The 19584-nt window shown below is 59.8% G+C and carries 14 protein-coding genes; 5 read left to right on the forward strand and 9 right to left on the reverse strand.

The window, feature by feature from the left end; all coding sequences use genetic code 11:
* Positions 1-3 precede the first annotated feature (3 nt).
* The 7 genes from WKF55_00380 to WKF55_00410 form a co-directional block, all read right to left on the reverse strand.
* The gene (locus WKF55_00380; GenBank protein MEJ7758021.1) at positions 4-555 is read right to left on the reverse strand and encodes an ECF-type sigma factor; all 552 of its coding nucleotides are present in this window, start codon (positions 553-555) and stop codon (positions 4-6) included.
* A gap of 101 nt (positions 556-656) precedes the next feature.
* Positions 657-1769, reverse strand: coding sequence for a hypothetical protein (locus WKF55_00385; GenBank protein MEJ7758022.1), 1113 nt, complete (start codon positions 1767-1769; stop codon positions 657-659).
* A gap of 96 nt (positions 1770-1865) precedes the next feature.
* Positions 1866-2885, reverse strand: coding sequence for an ATP-binding protein (locus WKF55_00390; protein MEJ7758023.1), 1020 nt, complete (start codon positions 2883-2885; stop codon positions 1866-1868).
* Between the two features lie 7 nt (positions 2886-2892).
* On the reverse strand, positions 2893-4476 hold the full coding sequence (locus WKF55_00395; protein MEJ7758024.1) for a hypothetical protein: 1584 nt from the start codon (positions 4474-4476) through the stop codon (positions 2893-2895).
* Between the two features lie 63 nt (positions 4477-4539).
* Positions 4540-4767, reverse strand: coding sequence for a histidine kinase dimerization/phospho-acceptor domain-containing protein (locus tag WKF55_00400; protein MEJ7758025.1), 228 nt, complete (start codon positions 4765-4767; stop codon positions 4540-4542).
* Complete coding sequence (locus WKF55_00405) at positions 4764-5177, reverse strand: response regulator (protein MEJ7758026.1); 414 nt, start codon at positions 5175-5177, stop codon at positions 4764-4766. Before WKF55_00405 ends, WKF55_00400 begins: the two co-directional genes overlap by 4 nt.
* Before the next feature lie 59 nt (positions 5178-5236).
* Positions 5237-7588 (reverse strand): response regulator, encoded by a 2352-nt coding sequence (locus WKF55_00410; protein ID MEJ7758027.1) that lies wholly within the window; start codon positions 7586-7588, stop codon positions 5237-5239.
* Positions 7589-7742: 154 nt separating this feature from the next.
* Between WKF55_00410 and WKF55_00415 the strand changes: the two genes are divergently transcribed.
* Complete coding sequence (locus WKF55_00415; GenBank protein MEJ7758028.1) at positions 7743-11204, forward strand: amidohydrolase family protein; 3462 nt, start codon at positions 7743-7745, stop codon at positions 11202-11204.
* Here WKF55_00415 and WKF55_00420 read toward each other — a convergent pair.
* Positions 11197-11907: a DUF72 domain-containing protein gene (locus WKF55_00420; protein ID MEJ7758029.1), complete on the reverse strand. Its 711-nt coding sequence runs from the start codon at positions 11905-11907 to the stop codon at positions 11197-11199. The genes WKF55_00415 and WKF55_00420 overlap by 8 nt on opposite strands.
* A 2-nt stretch (positions 11908-11909) precedes the next feature.
* Positions 11910-12746: a Ku protein gene (locus WKF55_00425; protein ID MEJ7758030.1), complete on the reverse strand. Its 837-nt coding sequence runs from the start codon at positions 12744-12746 to the stop codon at positions 11910-11912.
* 153 nt (positions 12747-12899) lie between these two features.
* Between WKF55_00425 and ligD the strand changes: the two genes are divergently transcribed.
* From ligD to WKF55_00445, 4 genes are all read left to right on the forward strand, one after another.
* Positions 12900-15536 (forward strand): DNA ligase D, encoded by a 2637-nt coding sequence (gene ligD, locus WKF55_00430; protein ID MEJ7758031.1) that lies wholly within the window; start codon positions 12900-12902, stop codon positions 15534-15536.
* Positions 15537-15996: 460 nt separating this feature from the next.
* Positions 15997-16338, forward strand: a complete 342-nt coding sequence (locus WKF55_00435; protein MEJ7758032.1) for a hypothetical protein — start codon at positions 15997-15999, stop codon at positions 16336-16338.
* 1410 nt (positions 16339-17748) lie between these two features.
* On the forward strand, positions 17749-18318 hold the full coding sequence (locus WKF55_00440; protein ID MEJ7758033.1) for a sigma-70 family RNA polymerase sigma factor: 570 nt from the start codon (positions 17749-17751) through the stop codon (positions 18316-18318).
* Positions 18315-19553 (forward strand): zf-HC2 domain-containing protein, encoded by a 1239-nt coding sequence (locus WKF55_00445; protein MEJ7758034.1) that lies wholly within the window; start codon positions 18315-18317, stop codon positions 19551-19553. The genes WKF55_00440 and WKF55_00445 overlap by 4 nt, the downstream gene beginning before the upstream one ends.
* Positions 19554-19584: the final 31 nt, after the last annotated feature.

Below are 19584 nucleotides of genomic sequence, written 5' to 3' on the forward strand. Positions count from 1 at the left end.
GATTCAACTGGCAGTCTCGAGAGATCGCAGAAGAAAAGCGCGGGCGAAAGTCCAGTCACGCTTCACCGTCGCTGACGATATACCGAGCGCATGGGCCGTCTCTTCTATCTCGAGCCCGCCGAAAAAACGGAGCTCGACGACGCGTGCCTGGCGCGGCGAAGCCGCGTCGAGTTGCTCGAGAGCGTCGTCGAGTGCGATGAGATCGATCGAGCGATCCGGAGTTTCAACGATTGACTCGTCGAGCGTGACGCGCACGCCATGGTCCCGTTTCTGGCGGCGACGGTGGCGAGCATGATCGACGAGGATGCGGCGAATGGTGCTAGCGGCAACGGCGAAGAACTGCGCGCGGTTCTGCCACGAAACTTCGCGCTGGCCAAGAAGCCGGACGAACGCCTCGTCGACGAGCTCGGTTGGCTGGAGCGTGTGGCCGTCGCTTTCCCGGCGCATTGCGACCTGAGCAATGCGATGCAAATCGGCAAAAACAGCCGACGCGAGGCGGTCCCCCGCACCCGGAACTCCGCTTTCGACTTCCTGGAGTATCGCCGTGATTTCCATCTTCCACAACCATACCGCCGCGCATTGATGTGCGCAAACAATCCCGGAATCATGCGTTCGACACCGGGATCGCCGTGCCTGGAAGTACACCTCGCCAACGGTTATGCTCGCCTGACCTTTGCGAGTTTCACCAGATCGCCTTCGCAGCCAACACCCAGGTACTGATTTCGAATCCGTCGCACCGTCTCACGGTTGAGGATCGCCGAATGCGCCGCCGGATTCCTGACGTCGGCAAGTTCCTTGAGGATTGGAGGCAGACTTCCCGTGAACCACGCGCCGCCCTGAGGAACAAGCTGTTTCTTCAACGCGGAATTGACGTTCTCGTTATCGCCAATGATGATCGCAAGCTGGCCCAGCGACCACGGCCCGCCTGTCGCGACATCCACCGAGCGACCATCGACGTTGACCGTCCGCTCGGCAGCATGTGCGCGTTCGAGCGATGAGCGAAGAACGATGTTCGACTGTACTTCAAAGGCCTTGGCAAAGCTAAGAACGACGGGTGAAAAATCGAACGAGGCGTCGTTGGCCTGGTCGCGATACAGTTTCTCCGCAGTCGCGATGAAGGTGCGGGTCCCTGCGTCCAGCCCCGCCCAAAGTTCTTCGCCGAAGTGATTCTCGCGCAGCTCGCGTTCGGTGGCACCGATGCCGCTGTGCTCGCTGTCGAACTCCACCCAGTAAACCCCGTCAGTAAGCTGGTCGCGGACGTCTTCCTCGAAATACCTCGCACCGTCTGGCCGGGTGACGATCAACGGAAGGTCGACCATGCCGCCGTAGAGTGAAACGGGCATGCCGTGATACGCAGTGTTGTTCAGTTTCTTCAGCTCTTCGACCACCGCAAGCGTATCGTCAGAAACGAGACGCCGAATGTCCCACAGCCGGAACCAGCAGTCGCAGTGAGTATCCTTCCCGCGATAAATTGCAGGAACGTGCGCGTCGTCGTCGTCCTGGCATTGATCATCGGTTGTTATCTCGCCTACGTGTGCTACGTAGAGCGATCGATAATCGGTGAGATAAAGCTGAATCTCGCGGGTTGCCGCTCCCTCGTCGTCGATAAGGTCGGCCCCGACCGCGATAATGTCATCGAGGTTTTTGAGCGCTGTCTGACGCCGGGATGACCGGATCTTCCCCCACCATACATAGACGTTTTCCTCGTCGCTCTCGCCCTCCCGAAACCGCCGGGCGTTATCGCGCAGAAGCCTGATGTGTGTTTCCATCACGTCAGTTCCGTAGGATGGGTTCCACACACTAACGAGATGACGGCTAGATGATGTCGTCATTGTGGCGCGTAAAAGCGGCGGTTTGTTGGAAATCTAAATGGTTCTCACAATTGCCACCGCGACCGCGACCAGTGCCAACGCTATACTCAGCCCTGCCGTCGCAAGTGCTGCCTGCGCGGTTTTCCTCCAACGTAGCTCGGCTGCCTCGACCGCACGCATCAGACGGTCCTCGCCCGTCTGCTCACGCTCGCCAAACAGCGACTGCTGCATCACGCTCTTGCCGCCGACGACCTCATCTATCGCCCGCTCGAATTGCCACTGATGAATTTTCTTCACTGCATCCATTCCCGGCTCCGCTGCTGCCGTGGTCGCCGCCTTGAGAACAGCGTTCTTGATGTCGCCACCGCTGACCTCATAGCGTTCCGCCAGCAGACGAAAGTTCACGTCTTCACCGAGCGGCGTTTTTGCCGGGTGAACCTGAACCTGCCAGATCTTCTCCCGCTCGTCGACACCCGGCATCTCGAACAAAACGTGAGTCCGGATGCGCCGCTCGAACGCCGGATCGAAGTTGACGGCCAGGTTCGTCGCGAAAATCACGACCCCGTTGAATACTTCTAGCTCCTTGAGAAGGACATTGACCACCGTGTTGGATTCGCGCTGATACGACTGAGCCGCGCCCGTCGTTCGGCGGGACGCGATTGCATCCGCTTCATCGAAGAACAGCACTGCATCTTCGTCCGTGGCCATTCTGAACACCGCCGCGACATTCTTCGGCGTCTCACCCGCCCACATCGATTCCATCTCGGCGTATCGAACCGAAAGAAGTTTCTTCCCGAGAGCAGTCGCGATTGCCTCGGCACAGATGGTCTTTCCGGTACCGGGTGGTCCCGCGAAATTGAAGGCCAGACCCAGTCCGCTCGAGTGCCGCTCGCCCAGCCCCCATTGAGTGAAGATGAGCTCGTGGCTTTTCACCAGACTCAGCGCCTCGTCCAGCGTTGCCCGGGTGCGCGGTGGGAGAATTACGTCAGCAAAGGTGCGGTGCGTGACGATTGTTTCGACAGCACGGCGACCGCCGATGCGTCCGGCAATGAAATCACGAATTGGAGTTGGCATTGTGCAGCTACCTCGTTGTTGGACCCCGCGTAAGCGCACTAAGCTTGGCGCGCAGCCCTGCTTCCGTTCTCCGCTCACCCGCCGCCTTCGCAGCGCGCATTCCTCCCGCCAGCGCACGATAGCGATTCGGCTCCTTGCGCAGCGTCGCCTGATACTCTACCAGCGCTTCAGACGGTTGGCGGAGTTCCATCAGCATGTCACCAAGCATCTCACGCGCAGGCGCAAGCGGCCCAGGCGTGACGGCATTTTTCTCGGTTGCATCCTCCCGCGCCGCCGCCTCGCGCATCCGCGACAACGCAGAGTCCGCCCGTCCCTGGGCCAGATCGAGCCATGCATGCGCGGCGATGTGCTGAATCGCAACCTGCTCACGCCAGTACGGCTCATCGCGAGCGGCGAGCCGATCGCGAATTGTCGCCAGCGAATCGATCGAGCCACGCGCCTTCGCCATATCTCCTGTGCGTGATGCGCCGAGCGCGCGGGCGAAATGCGTCATGGCCTCGGTCCATGGGAATGCGCTGGCCTTCGGTTCGAGTCGAGCCGCTTCCGCCCACGCTTCACGCTCGAGTGCATATCGCGCCGGAATCGCGGCGAGCGCAAACACACCTGCCGAGCCGGGCGCAGCACCCGTGACGGCATTCACGTCGAAGCGAGCCGCCAACGCCGGCAGCTTGTCCACGATGCTCCTGGCCGCAGACTCGCTTCGCATCTGCAGGTACGCATACGCGGCGTAATCGGAAGCGTGAAGCGCCTCGGCGATGGATCCGGTGCTCATCGCGACCCGAGCCGAGCGGAGGTTCATGTCTATCGACTCGCGCCACAGGCCGGTGCGGGTGAAGATGTGCGACGGCATGTGGAGGGCGTGCGCTGCTGAAGGAGCGATGGTGGCGTAACTCCGCGCCGCCGCCGCCGCTTCGGACGCAAGCGCCGGATAGTCGTATGTGTGGATAATGTAGTGAGCGATGCCGGGATGACTCGGCTGATTCTTCCAGAGCGTCTCAAGAATGCTCCCGGCTTTTTTCTGGCTCGCGTATGTCTTGTCGCCGGGGAGTGCCGAAGCCGCGAGAGAAAGGGCGTGAAAGATCTTTGCTTCGGTATCAACGGGTTGCTTTGCAACGAGATCTCTCATTGCCAGTTCGTAGGCCGCGATGCGTGCGCGCTGTGGAACGTTCCCGGAATCGCCGTACAACTTCGCGACGGCATTGATGTACCCTCGCTCCCGGTCGGTGGCGCGAGCAGCAACGCGGTTCGCCGCCTCTACCGCAAGGCGTCCCTGCAGGAGCTGTTGCGGAGACCGACTGCCAGCAGCCATCGGATTGCTCCACCGGCTGAGTGCGATTCCCCAGTACGCCATAGCACAGGATGAGTCGGTGGCGATAACGCCTTCGAAGGCCTTGATTGCCGCACCGAACTCGAACGAGTGAAGTAATGCCACGGCGCGATTGAATTGCGACGTCACGCCGGGATTGCACGATGTTGCGAAGTTGACAGTACCCAGCTTTTCGGCGGGGGCGGCCGAAGGGTGAATGTGTTCCTGTCCGCTTGCCGAAGACACGAACGCGAAAAGCAGGATTGAAACATAAAGGCGAATCATTGGTCGCTCCGTGGCTCTTGTGTGAAGCGAACTACTCGGCGGTGATTCCAGACGAGGGTCGGTCTATTTCGTCTGAAAATTATCCTTGAGCAGCTCGATCAGTCGATGACTGGCGGACCGGATCTTTTCCAGTTGAGGAATGAACTCTTCGTTCCCGGAGTCTTTCATCTGCTCTATCATCAGCTCTGAGTAGCCCAGAATATGACCAAGAGGCGTACGCAGATCGTGGAGCAGATTGGCGGGCACAACGTGCTGAACCTTCTCTTCCATCGAATCCGATAAATCGCTCACGAGCCCCTCTCTGTATCCGTCTCGGCGCCCGCGCTCTTCTCATCTGCCCGGCCAATCAACGCTTCCATTTTACCGAGGAGGCGCGTCAGCTCGATCGGTTTCGTGTCGTAGTCGTCGCAGCCGGCCTCGAGTGCCTTGTCGCGGTCTGTCGACATTGCATGCGCCGTAAGCGCAATCACGGGTATGTGCCTCGTTTCCGCTGCCGCCTTGAGCGTCCGCGTTGCTTCCCAACCATCGACTACGGGCAGACTCATATCCATCAGGACCAGATCCGGCAGTTCCGACTTCGCCATCGCGACTCCCTGCCCGCCATCGACTGCGATCATGACTTCATAACCCCTGCGCAGCAGTCGGCGCGACAGCATGTCGCGATTCATTTCGTTGTCCTCTACCAGCAGAATTCTGGCCATGTAATTATGAATTCATAGTTGACGAGTCACGCCGCCCTGGCGATACACACGACAGGAGGCTACGATCGCTGCGGGACCAGATTGTCCAGCGTGTCCCGCACCTGCTGGAGCAGCCCCTCTTTGGAAGAGCCCGTCTTGTTGAGAACGGTTTCCACGAATCCGCTGAGACGCCTTCGTTCCTCGCCTGTGAGGTCACGGGCCGTGACCACCACGATGGGAATGGAGCGCCACTCTGGATGGGCGCGAACTCTGTCGGCAAATGTAAAGCCATCCATCACTGGCATCATCAAATCCAGAAAGATCAGACTGGGCCTTTCTTTTTCCATGGCTGCCAGGCCCATTTCGCCGTTCTCGGCTTCTGTCACCCGCCAACCTTGCTTCTCCAGCAATTTGCGCATCGAAGCGCGATTGGCCGGATCGTCGTCCACGACTAGAATCGGGCATGGAGGTCTTGGACAGGAGTAGCGCTCGAGAACCTTGGACAGCCGCCGTCGGTCCACTGGCTTGGTAAGGTAATCGGCGGCGCCGAGCGCCAGGCCTCGCTCCGGATCATCGACCATGGTCAGCATGATCACAGGAATTTCGTGCAAACGAGGATCGTTCTTGAGCTCCTCAAGAACGGCCCACCCATCCATCTCGGGCATCATGACATCCAGCGTGATGGCGATGGGCATCAGCTGTCGCGCAAGCCGCAACCCCTCCTCACCATTGTCAGCACACCGAACGAAAAAACCTTCCTTGCTCAGGAAGCGCCGCATCAGGTCACGCTGTGACGGGTCATCATCGATGACGAGTACGCACGTACCCGGTGCCGGCAACGGATCTGAAGTGCGATCGCGCCCCATTACAAGGGCTGGCGATCCCTCCCCGGAGTCACCGCTACGGTCAGTCCTCGGTTCGCGGACAGTCGCGGGAATCTGGATTGTAAACGTGCTGCCCTCGCCGGGCTCGCTGCGCACAGTCACGTCGCCGCCCATCATCTGGCAGAATCGCCGGGTGAGTGCCAGACCCAGACCCGTTCCTCCGAATCTGCGGGTCGTCGAGGCATCCGCCTGTGTGAAATCCTGGAACAGCCTGACGACCTTGTCGGAACTGAGTCCGATGCCCGTGTCGGTCACACGAAACACGATCCACTCCATGCCGTTCATGTTCAGCCGTTCGGCGTTGAGTGTTATCGACCCATCCCGGGTAAACTTGGCGGCATTCGACAAAAGATTGTACAACGTCTGTCGCACTTTTATCTGATCCGCATGCATTCCGCCGAGGTCCACGGCACGCTCGATATGCAGCGTGTTGGAATTCTTCTGCACCATCGGCTGGACCGTCGAGGCGACGTCGTCGATCAACTCGTTCAGATCGAAACTCTCGAGGTAAAGGTCCATCTTGCCCGCTTCGATTTTTGACAGATCCAGAATGTCATTGATGAGAGCGAGCAGATGTCTGCCAGAGGCGTTGATTTTCCCGAGGTCAGCGCCGAACGAATCGAGGTCCTGCTCGGTTGCTTCCTCCTGGAGCATCTCGGAGTACCCGACGATTGCGTTGAGTGGCGTCCGCAGCTCGTGACTCATGTTGGCGAGAAACAGGCTCTTCGTCCTGTTGGCGAGCTCTGATGCTTCCTTGGCTTTTGCGACTTCTTCTTCCGCACGCCGTCGTTCCGTTACGTCTTCCATGGCGAGCACCAGCAGCTCGCCATGGTGGCCGGCTTGCAATCTTCGCGCGTTCAGCAGCATGACCCTTCGGCCAAGATCCGGAAAGTCATGCTCGAGCTCGAAGTCGTTGAACACCGAGCTCGTTGGAACGATATCCTCGAGAAGAGTACGCAGTGCCGGGATGTCCCACTGACCATTGCCCAGCTCGTAGATCTGGCGGTTTTCCGTTTCCTCCGGCGACACCTTGAACGTATGGTAGAAGGCGCGGTTACCGGATTGCACGCGCAACGTCTCGTCGAGAATCAGCAGTGGCTCACGCACGGTGTCCACGATGTCCTGCGCATATGTCTCAATTGCTCTGAGATCAGCTTCCGATTGCCGCCTCGCCGTCACGTCCTCCATGGCGAGCACGATGATCGCCGAATGGCTGCCGGCGCGAAGCTTTCTGCCATTAAGCAGCATCACTCGGCGCCCGATCACCGGGAAGGTGTGCTCCAACTCGAAGTCGTTGAAAACCGAGCTGGTGGGGATGACGTCCTCGAGAAGCGTCCTCAGGGCAGGGATGTCCCACTGGCCATTACCCAGCTGGTAGATGAGCTGGTTTTCGGTTTCATTCGGCGAGACCTGAAAGGTTTCGTAGAACGCGCGGTTGGCGCTCTGGACGCGGAGGTTGGTGTCGAGCATGAGCAGCGGCTCGCGCACCGTATCCACGATGTCCTGCGCATAAGTTTCGATGTTTTCGACGAACGGCTTTGAATTCATAGTACTCCCGTCACTCAATCTAGCGGGGCAGGCCGCGCGGGTGGACAGCTCACGCTCTGGCTGCATGGACGGCAGACTGCACCGGTACGATGTTTCACCCCTCGTGCGCCTCCGTGTCGCGCTGCATTTTATGAATTCAGTCAACCCCGGGACCATGCTGAAGACTTCCTTGTTCTTCCTGCTGTCGATTCTTTTTGTGCCGCCGGCCATCGCCCAACAGGACACCGCACGCAGAGACGTTTCAAATCGCACTTCGGCCCGACCCGATGCCGCTGTCCGCCCGAACCGCGATCTCCCGCTCGAGGCGGCACGCACGCTGTCGCTCGACACCGACGAGGGATCGTGGATGTCACTCGACGTCTCTCCCGACGGCCGAACAATCGTCTTCGACCTCCTCGGCGATCTGTACACCATTCCGATCGCGGGCGGCAGCGCTACGCAACTGACGAGCGGAATGGCATTCGATGCGCAGCCGCGTTTCAGTCCCGACGGCAAATTGATTGTGTACACATCCGACAGGGACGGCGGCGACAACGTATGGGCTTTCGACGTAGCCAGCCGGCGCGAGAAACAGATCACCAAGGGAAAGGCAAACCGGTACCGCTCTCCGGAATGGACGCCGGACGGCAGGTACGTCGTCGTGTCCCGCTCCGCTACTCCTATCGGAGCATCGAAGCTCTGGCTTTTTCATGCTGATGGTGGTGGAGGTACTCAGCTGATCAAGGATGCGCAGCCTCTGCTCGCTGGAGCGAACCCGATTGGAGCGATGGGAGCGGCCTTTGGGAAAGACGAGCGGTTCATCTGGTACGCTCAACGCAGCGGCGCGTGGGAATACAACGCGGGGCTTCCTCAGTTTGTCATCGCGACGTTCGACCGGCAGAACGGCCGGCGTGAAAACCGCGCTGGGCTCTACGGCTCAGCGTTTCGGCCAGCTCTTTCACCCGACGGCAAATATCTGGTCTATGGCTCCCGGTACGAGGCAGAAACAGGACTGCGCATTCGCGATCTCGGGACAAGCGAAGAACGGTGGCTCGCGTATCCGGTGCAGCACGATGAGCAGGAATCAGTCGCCTCGCTGGATGTGCTGCCGGGCTATTCCTTCACTCCTGATTCCCGCGCCGTCGTAGTCTCGTACGGTGGCAAAATCTGGCGTGTTCCGGTTGATGGAAAGGCTGCAACACAAATTCCCTTCCGCGTCGTATCGCGAATCGGGATTGGGCCGAACGTAGCGTTCGATTACAGAGTCGAAGACACTCCGGATTTTCTCGTGCGGCAGATACGGGATGCCGTACCGTCGCCCGATGGAAAACGGCTCGCCTTTGTTGCCACCGACAGGTTGTATGTCATGGACTACCCGGGCGGCAAACCCCGGCAGCTGATAAACCTCGAGGGGAACGAGGCGCAGCCGGCATGGTCGCCCGACGGCAAGTCGATTGCGTTCGTCACATGGACGAAAACGGGAGGCCGACTCTACAGAATACCTGCGGCCGGTGGACGCGCGACAGACCTCGTTGGAGCGGACGCGTTGTACCTGCAACCCGCTTGGTCGCGAGACGGGCGCAGAGTCGTATTTCTGCGCAGCTCCGCGCAGGCTGTACGTGAATCGGGTGGATTCGGCGGACCGGCCGAGCTTCTGTGGGTGCCGGGCTCGGGGGGGAAGGCGACCTTCATCACGACAGGGGCGGGGCGCACGGCTCCCCACTTCGGCCCGGATTCCTCCCGCATCTTCGTCTACAGCCAGGGCGATGGCCTCATATCGTTTCGGTGGGATGGGAGCGATCAACGCACGCATCTAAAAGTCACCGGAGCAAAATTCCCCGAGCCTGCACCAGGCGGGCCGACGGCAGCGGCAGCGAGTCTCGTGCGCATTTCTCCAATGGGAGACCAGGCGCTCGTGCACGTGGCCAACGACCTGTATATCGTGCCGGTGCCCTTCGCGGGAGACGCACCAAGTATCGGTCTGGCCGACGTCGCATCGGCGGAATTTCCGGCGCGGCGGCTGACCGATGTCGGAGGGCAGTTCCCGGCCTGGAGCAGGGACGGGCGGCTTGTGCACTGGTCGATCGGCAATTCTCACTTTGTGTACGATCTGACGCGTGCCCGTCAGTTCGACGACTCGCTTGCAGAGGTGAAGCGCCTGCGCGGGGACACCACAGCTTCTCCTCCGCGGCCCGCACCTCAGCCACAGGCGAATGACAGCAGCGGTCGGGCTGGCGACACGACACCTCCCGTAGCCGCAGGTCCGGCTGCGAATCCCGCTGGATACCAGCCTCGTGAAACGCAGATATCCATCCGCGCGAAACGCGATATACCGCAAGGCACTGTTTTGTTGAAGGGCGGGCGCGTGATAACGCTCAAGGGAACCGAAGTGATCGAGCGGGGCGATGTGCTTGTTCGCGATAACCGCATCGTTTCAGTAGGGCGGGCAGGTTCGCTTACCGTACCGGCAGGAACGCGCGAAATAGACGTGAGCGGAAAGACGGTGATGCCGGGTTTCGTCGACACACACGCACATCTCCGCGTGAGTCAGGGCGTTCATCTCCAGCCGTGGTCTTATCTCGCGAATCTGGCCTATGGGGTGACGACGACGCGCGATCCGCAGACGGGAACGACGGACGTCCTGACGTACGAGGATGCAGTAACGGCGGGCACCGCCATTGGCCCGCGTATCTACCACACGGGGCCGGGCCTTTTCAGCAGTGGTTACCAGCCCTCGGCCGGCGAGGACATCAAGGATCTGGAGCATGCGCGGCGGATCATGCGCCGGTACAGCAAGTACTACGACACCAAGACTCTCAAGATGTACATCGCCGGGAACCGGCAGCAGCGCCAGTGGATCATTCAGGCCGCGCGCGAGCAGCGAATAATGCCGACCACTGAAGGTGCACTTGACTTCCGTTACGATCTGACACTGGCGATCGACGGATACTCCGGATTGGAGCACGCGTTGCCCGCGTATCCGTTGTACAAGGATGTCGTGAGCCTGTTCGCCGCCAGTGGGACCGCGTACACTCCCACGCTCATCGTGGCGTACAACGGGCCCTGGGGCGAGAATTATTACTACACGACCGAGAATGTTTACGGCGACCCGAAGCTGCGCCGGTTTACGCCTTATGAAGTTCTCGCTCCAGCGACGCGTCGGCGGGTGCGCAGCCGGTTCGGTGGAGGCAACGACGGCGGCTGGTTCGCGAAGGACGAGTACTCATTTCCGGAGCAGGCAAAGGTGGCCAACGCAATCGTAAAGGCGGGTGGACGGGTGGGTGTCGGCAGTCACGGTCAGCTTCAGGGGCTGGGCTATCACTGGGAACTGTGGATGCTGCAGTCCGGTGGAATGTCCGCCTTCGATGCTCTGCGCTGCGCAACGATTCTTGGCGCGGAAGCAATCGGGCTTCAGCGGGATCTCGGTTCGATCGAAGCAGGAAAACTCGCGGACATTCTGGTGCTCGACGCCAACCCGCTCGACAATATCAGGAATTCAAATACGCTCAGGTACGTGATGAAGAACGGGCGTCTTCATGATGCAACATCACTGGATGAGATCTGGCCGCGGCAGCGGGTGATGATTCCGATTCAGGGAACCGCGGCCACGCCGGTGACGCAAGCGGGGATCAGATAGAACGCGATACGGCTGAAACGAACGACTCTACCGCCGGCGGTCCCGAGCCGGCGCCTTCGTCGTGCTTGAAGTAAACGTATGCCTCGTTCCACTTCTGAGCCGTCACGCGCTTCGCCCATTCTTCGAGCCCTGACTGATCATAGTCAAGCTTGTGCAATCTCAGGTATCCCCATGAGGCGGTGCACACCACCGGACACCTGAGCTCCGCCTGCTCTGAAATACACATTGCGATATCCCGATCGCGAAGTGCGGTGAAGGTGTCCTCATCCCACCAGCTTTCGTGCCTGAACTCGATCGTGTACCGGCGGTCTGGCGGCAGGTAACCGATGAAGCCCTTCAGCCTCTCAGTGTCTTTTTTGAGGTTTGGCGGCAGCTGAAACAGAATTGGGCCCAGCCGCTCCGTGAGCACCGCCGTGTTTTTGATCAGATATTCGACCAGCGGCTGGGATTCGGCCTTGAGACGCGCGTGGTGGGTGATGCGCTGGCTGGCCTTGATTGCGAACGTGAAATCTTCGGGCACCTGATGGGCCCACTCGAGAAGCACATGCTCTTTCGGCAGCCGGTAGAACGTGTTGTTGATCTCGATCGTCGGAAACCTTGTGGCGTAAAAGCCGAGCATTCCGGCGGCTTTGATGTCGGCGGGATAAAAGCTGCCCTTCCATTCCTTGAACGAATAACCGCTCGTGCCGGAGCGCAGCTTCATGCTCAGGAAGCCTTTTTCTTCTTACGCTCGGGTTGCTCTTCCTCCTCCTCGGCCTCGCTGGACTTTGCTTTTGCAAGGCTCGCCTTCAGTGCAGCCATCAGGTCGATGACCTTGTCACCGCCTCCGACGACGGCAGGCTGAGTGGTGATGTCCTGCCCGTCGACCTTCTGCTGAATAGTCTCGAGAATTCGCTCGCGCACTGTATCCTTGTACTTGGACGGCTCGAATTCCTCGCTTGCCGTCTGCTCGATCAGCATCATCGCAAGCTTGAGCTCCTGATCTTTTACCTCGCCATCGGGAACAGGAACCTCATCGGTGGGGCGGATTTCATCGGCATAGTGAAGCTGCTCCATCACCAGCCGTCCGTTCAGGGTTCGCAACAACACGAGGTGCTGCTGCCCGCGTGCAGCATATTGGCCCAGCGCTGCCCGTCCTGACTCGTCGAGCGCCTTGGCGAGGAGTCGGTACGCACGATCCCCACCCTTGTCGGGGCCGAGGTAGTAGACCTTTTCGAGATATTCACGGTCAACCTTGGCGAGCGGAACGAATTCGAGTACGTCGATGGTGCTGGTTGCCTTCTCCTCGAGCGCCTTCAACTCCTCTGTAGACAGTACGACGTACTGATCTTTCGCGAACTCATAACCCTTGACGGTGTCGGCGCGCGAGACGACTTCGTTGTCCTTGGGGCAGATATACTGCTGCTTGAGACGCGAGTTGCACTTGTTGTGCAGCATGTTGAACGAAACGCTCGCCTTCGACTCCGAGGACGAATAGATGTTGACGGGCACGGAAACCAGCCCGAATGAAATCGTGGCGTTGGCAATCGAGCGTGCTGGCATGGACCGAAGGGTTGAATGGCCGGTTTGCAAAATCGCGCTGAGCGCCGCGTTTCGAACGACGCCGTTCACGAAGTATAGCGTTCTCCCGGGGCGCTGGCACGTGGATCAGCTCCGCACTACAATGGAAGCATGCCGGAACCGACAGAGCCGGGAATGAATGACAACGACCGGCTGACTACTTATCGCTCGAAGCGGTCGGCCGACCGTTCCCCCGAGCCCGTCGGCACCGTCTCAGCCGTGCCCGGAAGCCTGTTCGTGGTTCACAAGCATGCAGCGCGCCAGCTCCATTTCGACCTGAGACTGGAGATGGATGGGGTGCTGCGCTCATGGGCAGTGCCGAAGGGCCCCTCATATGACCAGGCGGACAAGCGGTACGCGGTGATGGTCGAGGATCACCCTCTGGAGTACGGTGACTTCGAAGGAACCATCCCTCCCGGGAATTACGGTGCCGGCGGGGTGATTGTATGGGACCGCGGGGAGTGGGTAGCGCTGGAGGACTGGAGGACCGGGCTCGAGAAGGGGAAGCTTCTGTTCGAGCTGAGGGGTTACAAGCTCCACGGAAAGTGGACCTTGGTAAAAATCAAGAAGACCGAGAGGGACTGGCTGCTCATCAAGGAGCGCGACGCCTGGCTGAAATCGCCGGGCGATGTCTTTCCCGAGGAATCTGTCCTGTCGGGGCTTACCGTGGACGAGGTCAAGGCCGGTGTCGTCCCGGGCGATTCGCTTCGCAAGGCAATCGAAAAAAGCGGTGCGGTGAGGTCACGTGTGGATCCAAACACAGTCGAAGCGATGCACGCCGAGCCAGCGGATGAGGCGTTCACACGCGACGGCTGGGTGTTCGAGTTGAAGCTGGATGGGTACCGGCTTATCGCGGCGAAGTCGGGCGGTGATGCTTTGCTTATCACGCGGAACGGCAACGACTACACCAGAGTCTTTCCCGAAATCGCACGCGCAGTAAGGGCTCTTCCAGTCGAGGAATGCATCATCGATGGCGAGGTGGTCGTGTCCGATGAGAAGGGGCTGCCGAGTTTCGCGATGCTTCAGCGTCGGGGCGGGTTGACGTCGCCGATAGATGTCAAACGCGCTTCGGTCGAATTGCCGGCGACCTTTTATGCGTTCGATCTTCTGGCGTACGAGGATCTCGATCTGCGGGAGCTGCCGCTCCTCGAGCGGAAGCGGTTTCTGTCAGATGTCGTTCCGAAGCTCGGTGCGTTGCGCGCGCTCGATCACGTCGAGCGCGAGGGCGCAGCATTCATGAAGAGCGTCACCGAGCTTGGTCTCGAGGGCATCATTGCCAAAAAAGCCGACGGTCATTATCGCAGGGGAAGATCGGGCGAGTGGCTCAAGATCAAGGCGGAGAAGACAGCTGATTTCGTTATCGTGGGTTTTACGGAGGCGAGGCGAAGTCGTGCGCATTTCGGCGCGCTTCAGCTTGCCGATTACGTCGACGGAACCCTGGTCTATGCCGGACGCGCAGGCACTGGCTTCAACGAGTCCAAGCTGGCGGAGTTGCACAAACTTCTCGCGCCAATCGTGCGGCCCGATGCTCCATGTCTGGGAATGGTGGCGAGGCCTGGAGTATCGCCTCTCAAGAGCTCAGGCATTCCGCAAACGAAGACCACAACGTGGGTCGATCCCGCGTACGTATGCGAGGTACGGTTTCGCGAATGGACGCCCGATGGATTGTTGAGGCATCCCGCGTTTCTGCGGCTGAGGGATGACAAGCGGCCACATGAGTGCGAGCGGCAGGGGTGGGTTGTTCCTGCTGCCAGTGCGTCGCTCGCGTTGCATGATAAGGCTGATGATCGCGAAGTGTCTGCCCCTTCGCACAACTCGCTGCCGCCTCCACCTGCAGATGAGATTCAGAAGACGGCCAACATCTCCAACCCCGGGAAGGTCTACTGGCCTGCGGAGCGTTACACGAAGGGCGAGATGATCGAATACTACCGAGCAGTGTCACCTTGGCTCCTCCCGTATCTCAGGAACCGGCCAGTTGTGTTGACGCGGTTCCCGGACGGAATCGACGGGAAGTCATTCTATCAGAAGGACGCGCCCGATTCTGCGCCGGAATGGATGCGAACCGTTCCAATCTGGAGCGAGGACACGCAGCGTGACATTCGCTACTTCGTGGCTGACGACGAGGAGTCAATCCTCTATCTCGCCAACAGCGGCTCGATCCCGCTGCATATCTGGGGAAGCAGGGTAGGATCGCTCGAACTGCCAGACTGGTGCGTAATGGACCTCGATCCCAAGGACGCTTCGTTCGCAGATGTGATCCGGTGCGCGCTGGTGCTGCGGCGGATCTGCGAAGCAGCGGGATTGCCCAGTTACGTAAAGACGACCGGCAAGAGCGGACTGCACGTCATGCTGCCGCTCGGCAGGCAGTTCACCTACGAGCAGTGCCGTACACTGGGCGAGCTGCTTGCTCGCCTCATGCTAAGGGAACTCGGCGACATCGCGACAATCACACGGCACATCACGAAACGGGGAGACAAAGTCTATCTCGACTATCTGCAGAACCGGCATGGGCAGCTGATCGTCGCGCCGTTCAGCGTGCGGCCAGTGCCGGGCGCGTCAGTGTCGATGCCGCTATTGTGGGACGAGGTCGATCAATCGCTCGATCCGCGGGCGTTCACGATCAGGACTGCAATCGAGCGGATGGAACGGCTTGGCGATGATCCTGTGGTTCCGGTGCTCGAAGCGAAGCCCGATCTGGCGCAGGTTCTCGAACGGCTGTCGGTTCTTTTTGCGGGAACTCAAAGCCCGGATGAGCCCGAACGGCTTCAATGACCGTGATTCGATGGAGCGCAACCAGTTCATCTTTTGTGCGCGGCAGCCACGTATTGTAGGGAACAGAAAAATTTCGTTGGAAATGCCTCGAAGATGACGCAGATTTATTCATCTGTCCGCTCAATGAATTCAACTCGACCTAACGAAGGAGTAAGCATGGCCGACATCCGGATCGAAGAAAAAAGCAGGAAGGGCCTACCTAACTGGCTGCTGATCCTGCTCGTAATAACTGTGGCCATTGTTGCCTGGTGGTACATAACGCAGGTCGCGTAGGGGCCAGGGTCTCGAATCATGGTTTGCGCGGGCTCCGGCTGGGCCCCGCGCAAACCATCAGCAGCTTAATCCGCCAATAATTCGCACCGTCAGTAACTCACCTGACCAGAGCTGCGGTGAGCAGGTGCTTGACCGCATGCGCTGGGCGGGACAGTCGGTTAGAGACCCACACGCCGGATGGGGAATAGTGAACGCATATAAGGCTGTGGGAGGCATGTATGGTGGCGCGATCACGCCCGACCAGCAGCTCTACCGGTGGCCGGTAGTCGACGAGCTAACCGTCACCGCAACTTTCTCCGGTGGCGATGGATCGTTCACCTACCAATGGGACAACGGCGCGACAAGCCCCGCGACGACGGTCTATGCGCAGTATTTTGAGAACCAGGGTCCGGGCACAATCCGGGCGAGGATTTCTGCAAGCGTAACAATTACGGACCTGTCCGACGGCGGCAAACTGCACATCGGCTTCGGTCACAACTTCACCGAGCCGCCGGAAGGGTGTTCGACGTGCGTGACGGATCCGCCATGAGGGAGCGAACTGAAATGAAACGCGCAACGAGGAACCGGATTGTGGCTTGCCTGGCCGCGAATTCGGCGATTCTACTACTGGTGTCCGCAGAACTGCCCGCGCAAAGAGTCTCAGATGGCTTTGCTCACACAGGAAGCCTGGCTGAAGCACACGCGGCAGCGCCGTTCGCACCGGGGCATCTCGGACAGGAGAGCACCATCAAGGAGAGGACAAAAAGGATTAAATCGCGGTCGGACATCGTCGCGCAGCATATGGCTATCGGGGCCCTCCTAGGCTTTTTAGCGGGGTACGTCTCATATCGCACATCAGACCGAACCTGCGAGGATTGTATGTTAGACCTCGGGCCACTATACGACTTTGCTATCTACGTAGGGCCAGCAATGGCGCTTGGAGCATTGGTTGGCTATGTCCGCACCATTCCAAAGAAAGCGAGCCCGCCGGAAGCCAACCCTGAATGACCGGTTAACCACGCTCAACAGGAGCGTTCGGGCAACCCCAACAGAGTGGGCTAGGGGGTGCCGGCAACCAACACCACAACACGTTCACCACCACCTAACGCCCATGCTATTCAACCAGTTGCAGATGGTCGGTCCTGTCTGAAGTATCGATTCTCACGCTCGCGGCACAGCGGTTCTTCCACCTATCGTGCATCGAAGGCGCTCAACCCCCTGAATACGCGGAAATTCAACCGAGCGACGCCGCCGCCGCGGCGTGGGGATGCGGACCGGTAGAATTCCACTTGGCACCGTCTTCGCGAAAGCTTGACGGCCAAGACCGGCCAGTGCGATGTGCACCGCTATCTGTACCCGCTGCTCGACCGCATCCTGAAGGGTGAGACGATCCGCCCGAGATTATCTCACGCAGCGTCAGTCTGAATGACGCGCCGAAGATGTATGATCTGTTTGAACCCGAGAGGACGAGCGCACCATTATAACAGGACGGCAAGCCACCAACGATTGAAGACACTACCATCGAATCGCTACTCGGCCGGGGCCGGTTTCTCTTTCGGCATCGTGTAGGATCGGGGCCGCGAAAATAGGTCATTTCGTCCCGAGGCGGAGCTGAAGAAGCCGCAACCGGCGCTGACCACCCGGCCGTCACGGTTGCGGCTACGTGTGCTCGCGGCTTTTCGCTCATTATCGCAGGATTGATCAGCTCATTTGCCATTCTGGAGCGCACGCCGGGGGAGAGCCTTGGTGGAAACGCGCCGGGCCGCGAAGCTGGCGCGCCCGCTGTGCGGGCTCGCCCGGCAGACTCGGATGCACTGCGACTGTACCTGCTAGTGCAGCGCGCCGGTCGGCACACGCGGGCGCACTAAAATGGGATGAAGCCGGTTTCGCAACCAGAGGGAATCGCGGTGACTGGGTCAGCCTTGTAAGGTTTCCGGTACCAGCCGCGTTTGATTGTACGATGCCTTATTCCGATTCCTCGCGTCACGACGTACTGCCGATGCAGATGAGCGACCTCATCAACCGTACCCGGAGGGGTGAACCGGCGGCACTAGCCGAAGTTTACGGACGCTACTCGGAATCGCTCATGCGGCTCGCGTGGCGTCTCACGGGGTCGGCCGACGACGCAGAAGATATTCTGCATGATGTTTTCGTGGGATTGCCCGAAGCATTGAGGCATTACGACGAGCGTGGGTCGTTCGAACCCTGGATCAAGCGAATCATTGCGAGAACAGCGCTCTCCGCGATCCGCGCCAAACGAAGATCCCGCGAGCTTTCGCTCGACGACCATCCGCTCATCGAGTCGAGCGAACGCGCCGATTCGGCTGCTGACTCTGCTCCGATCCAGCGGGCGATCGAAGCCCTTCCTGAATCTTTGAGACTCGTGTTCGTACTCAAGGTCATGGAGGGACACTCGCATGCAGAGATCTCGGCGATGCTTGGAATCAACCGCGGCACATCCGAGGTGCGGCTGCATCGCGCAGTACGCGCATTAAGGCTGGCGCTTCACTCCGACCACGACGACCGATGACGATCTCCCTTTTCCATCCGCGCGCCGGCGCACTGCAACGTTTCGCCGATGGCGAGACCACGCCACTCGAACATTCCCGGGTCTCGGCGCATCTCACGTCCTGCCATCAATGCCGCCGAACCGTAGGCTCGACACGTGACGTTACGGCGCAGGCCCGGCTGATCGCCTCTCCGACGGTGTCCCCTGAGCTGATCGAGAAAATTCTCAGTACGCGTGCGGCCGGTGACCGAATCATTCTGCCGCGAGACGACGAGCGGACCACCGGGCGCTCGAGAATGATCGGCAGCATTGCCGCTGGTATGATGCTCGTCATCGGTGCAGCAGGCTACCTGGCATTCGACAGTCGTTCCTCCCGCACATCGCCAGTGATCGACAACAGAGCGACCACTGGTTCGCCGTACGACGATTCGATTGACATGCCGATCAGTACGCCGGGAGTCTTCATCAGCCGGCTGCTCCTGCCTTCCACTGCAGCGGCCTTGCAGCCTTCGACGCTGCCTCGCCTCAGGGGGGTAGACGGACGCCGGTTGAAGGCAGGCCAATATTTTTTCTCCCGCATTGAGACAACGGCACTGGGTGCGCAATCCCGTGCAACCGGCCGTGGCCTTCTGCGGGTTTCCCCTTGGAACGTTGCCGGGGTTCCGTCCTGGCTCGTCGAGCACAGGTGGACCATGGAGCCGGGCACCAACGGCGTTCGTATCGAGACTGAATCACTCGTGGTGAGGCAGCGCGATCTGACGCCTGTCATGCGCACCGTCCACGTGTCGCCGTACCTGCGCTACAGCCGGCTGAACATCAGTCAGCGTTTCACCGGCGACAGTGTTTCGGGATCAATGAGCGCAGAGATAAATGACAAGGTCACGGTTCGACGGCCTATCGCAAAATTCCTGGCGCCCGCCTCCGGCCCGTACATGAGCGAAGCGTCGGCTCCACTCATGCTTTCAGCGGTGCGCTTGCACGCCGGCTGGGCCGCCAGCCTTTCACTAGTCGGCTGGGCAGTAGTGCCTGCCGACGTTCGTTATCCCATACAGCTCCGGGTTACAGGTGAAGAGCGCATACGGGTTCCGGCCGGCGAATTCGACTGCTGGCGGCTTGCCGTCACTCACGGAACCGTCGTCCACACCTACTGGGTGAGAAAGTCCGACGGCCTGGGTATTCGAACGAAGGTAGACCGGAAGCGGTCGTCAGGAACAAAGGGCAATCACGAAATCGTTCTCACTCGCGAGGTAAAATAAAATCTTCAAACGATCATTGTCATTTCTTGCC

The organism is Gemmatimonadaceae bacterium, assembly GCA_037721215.1.
GTDB lineage: Bacteria > Gemmatimonadota > Gemmatimonadetes > Gemmatimonadales > Gemmatimonadaceae > UBA4720.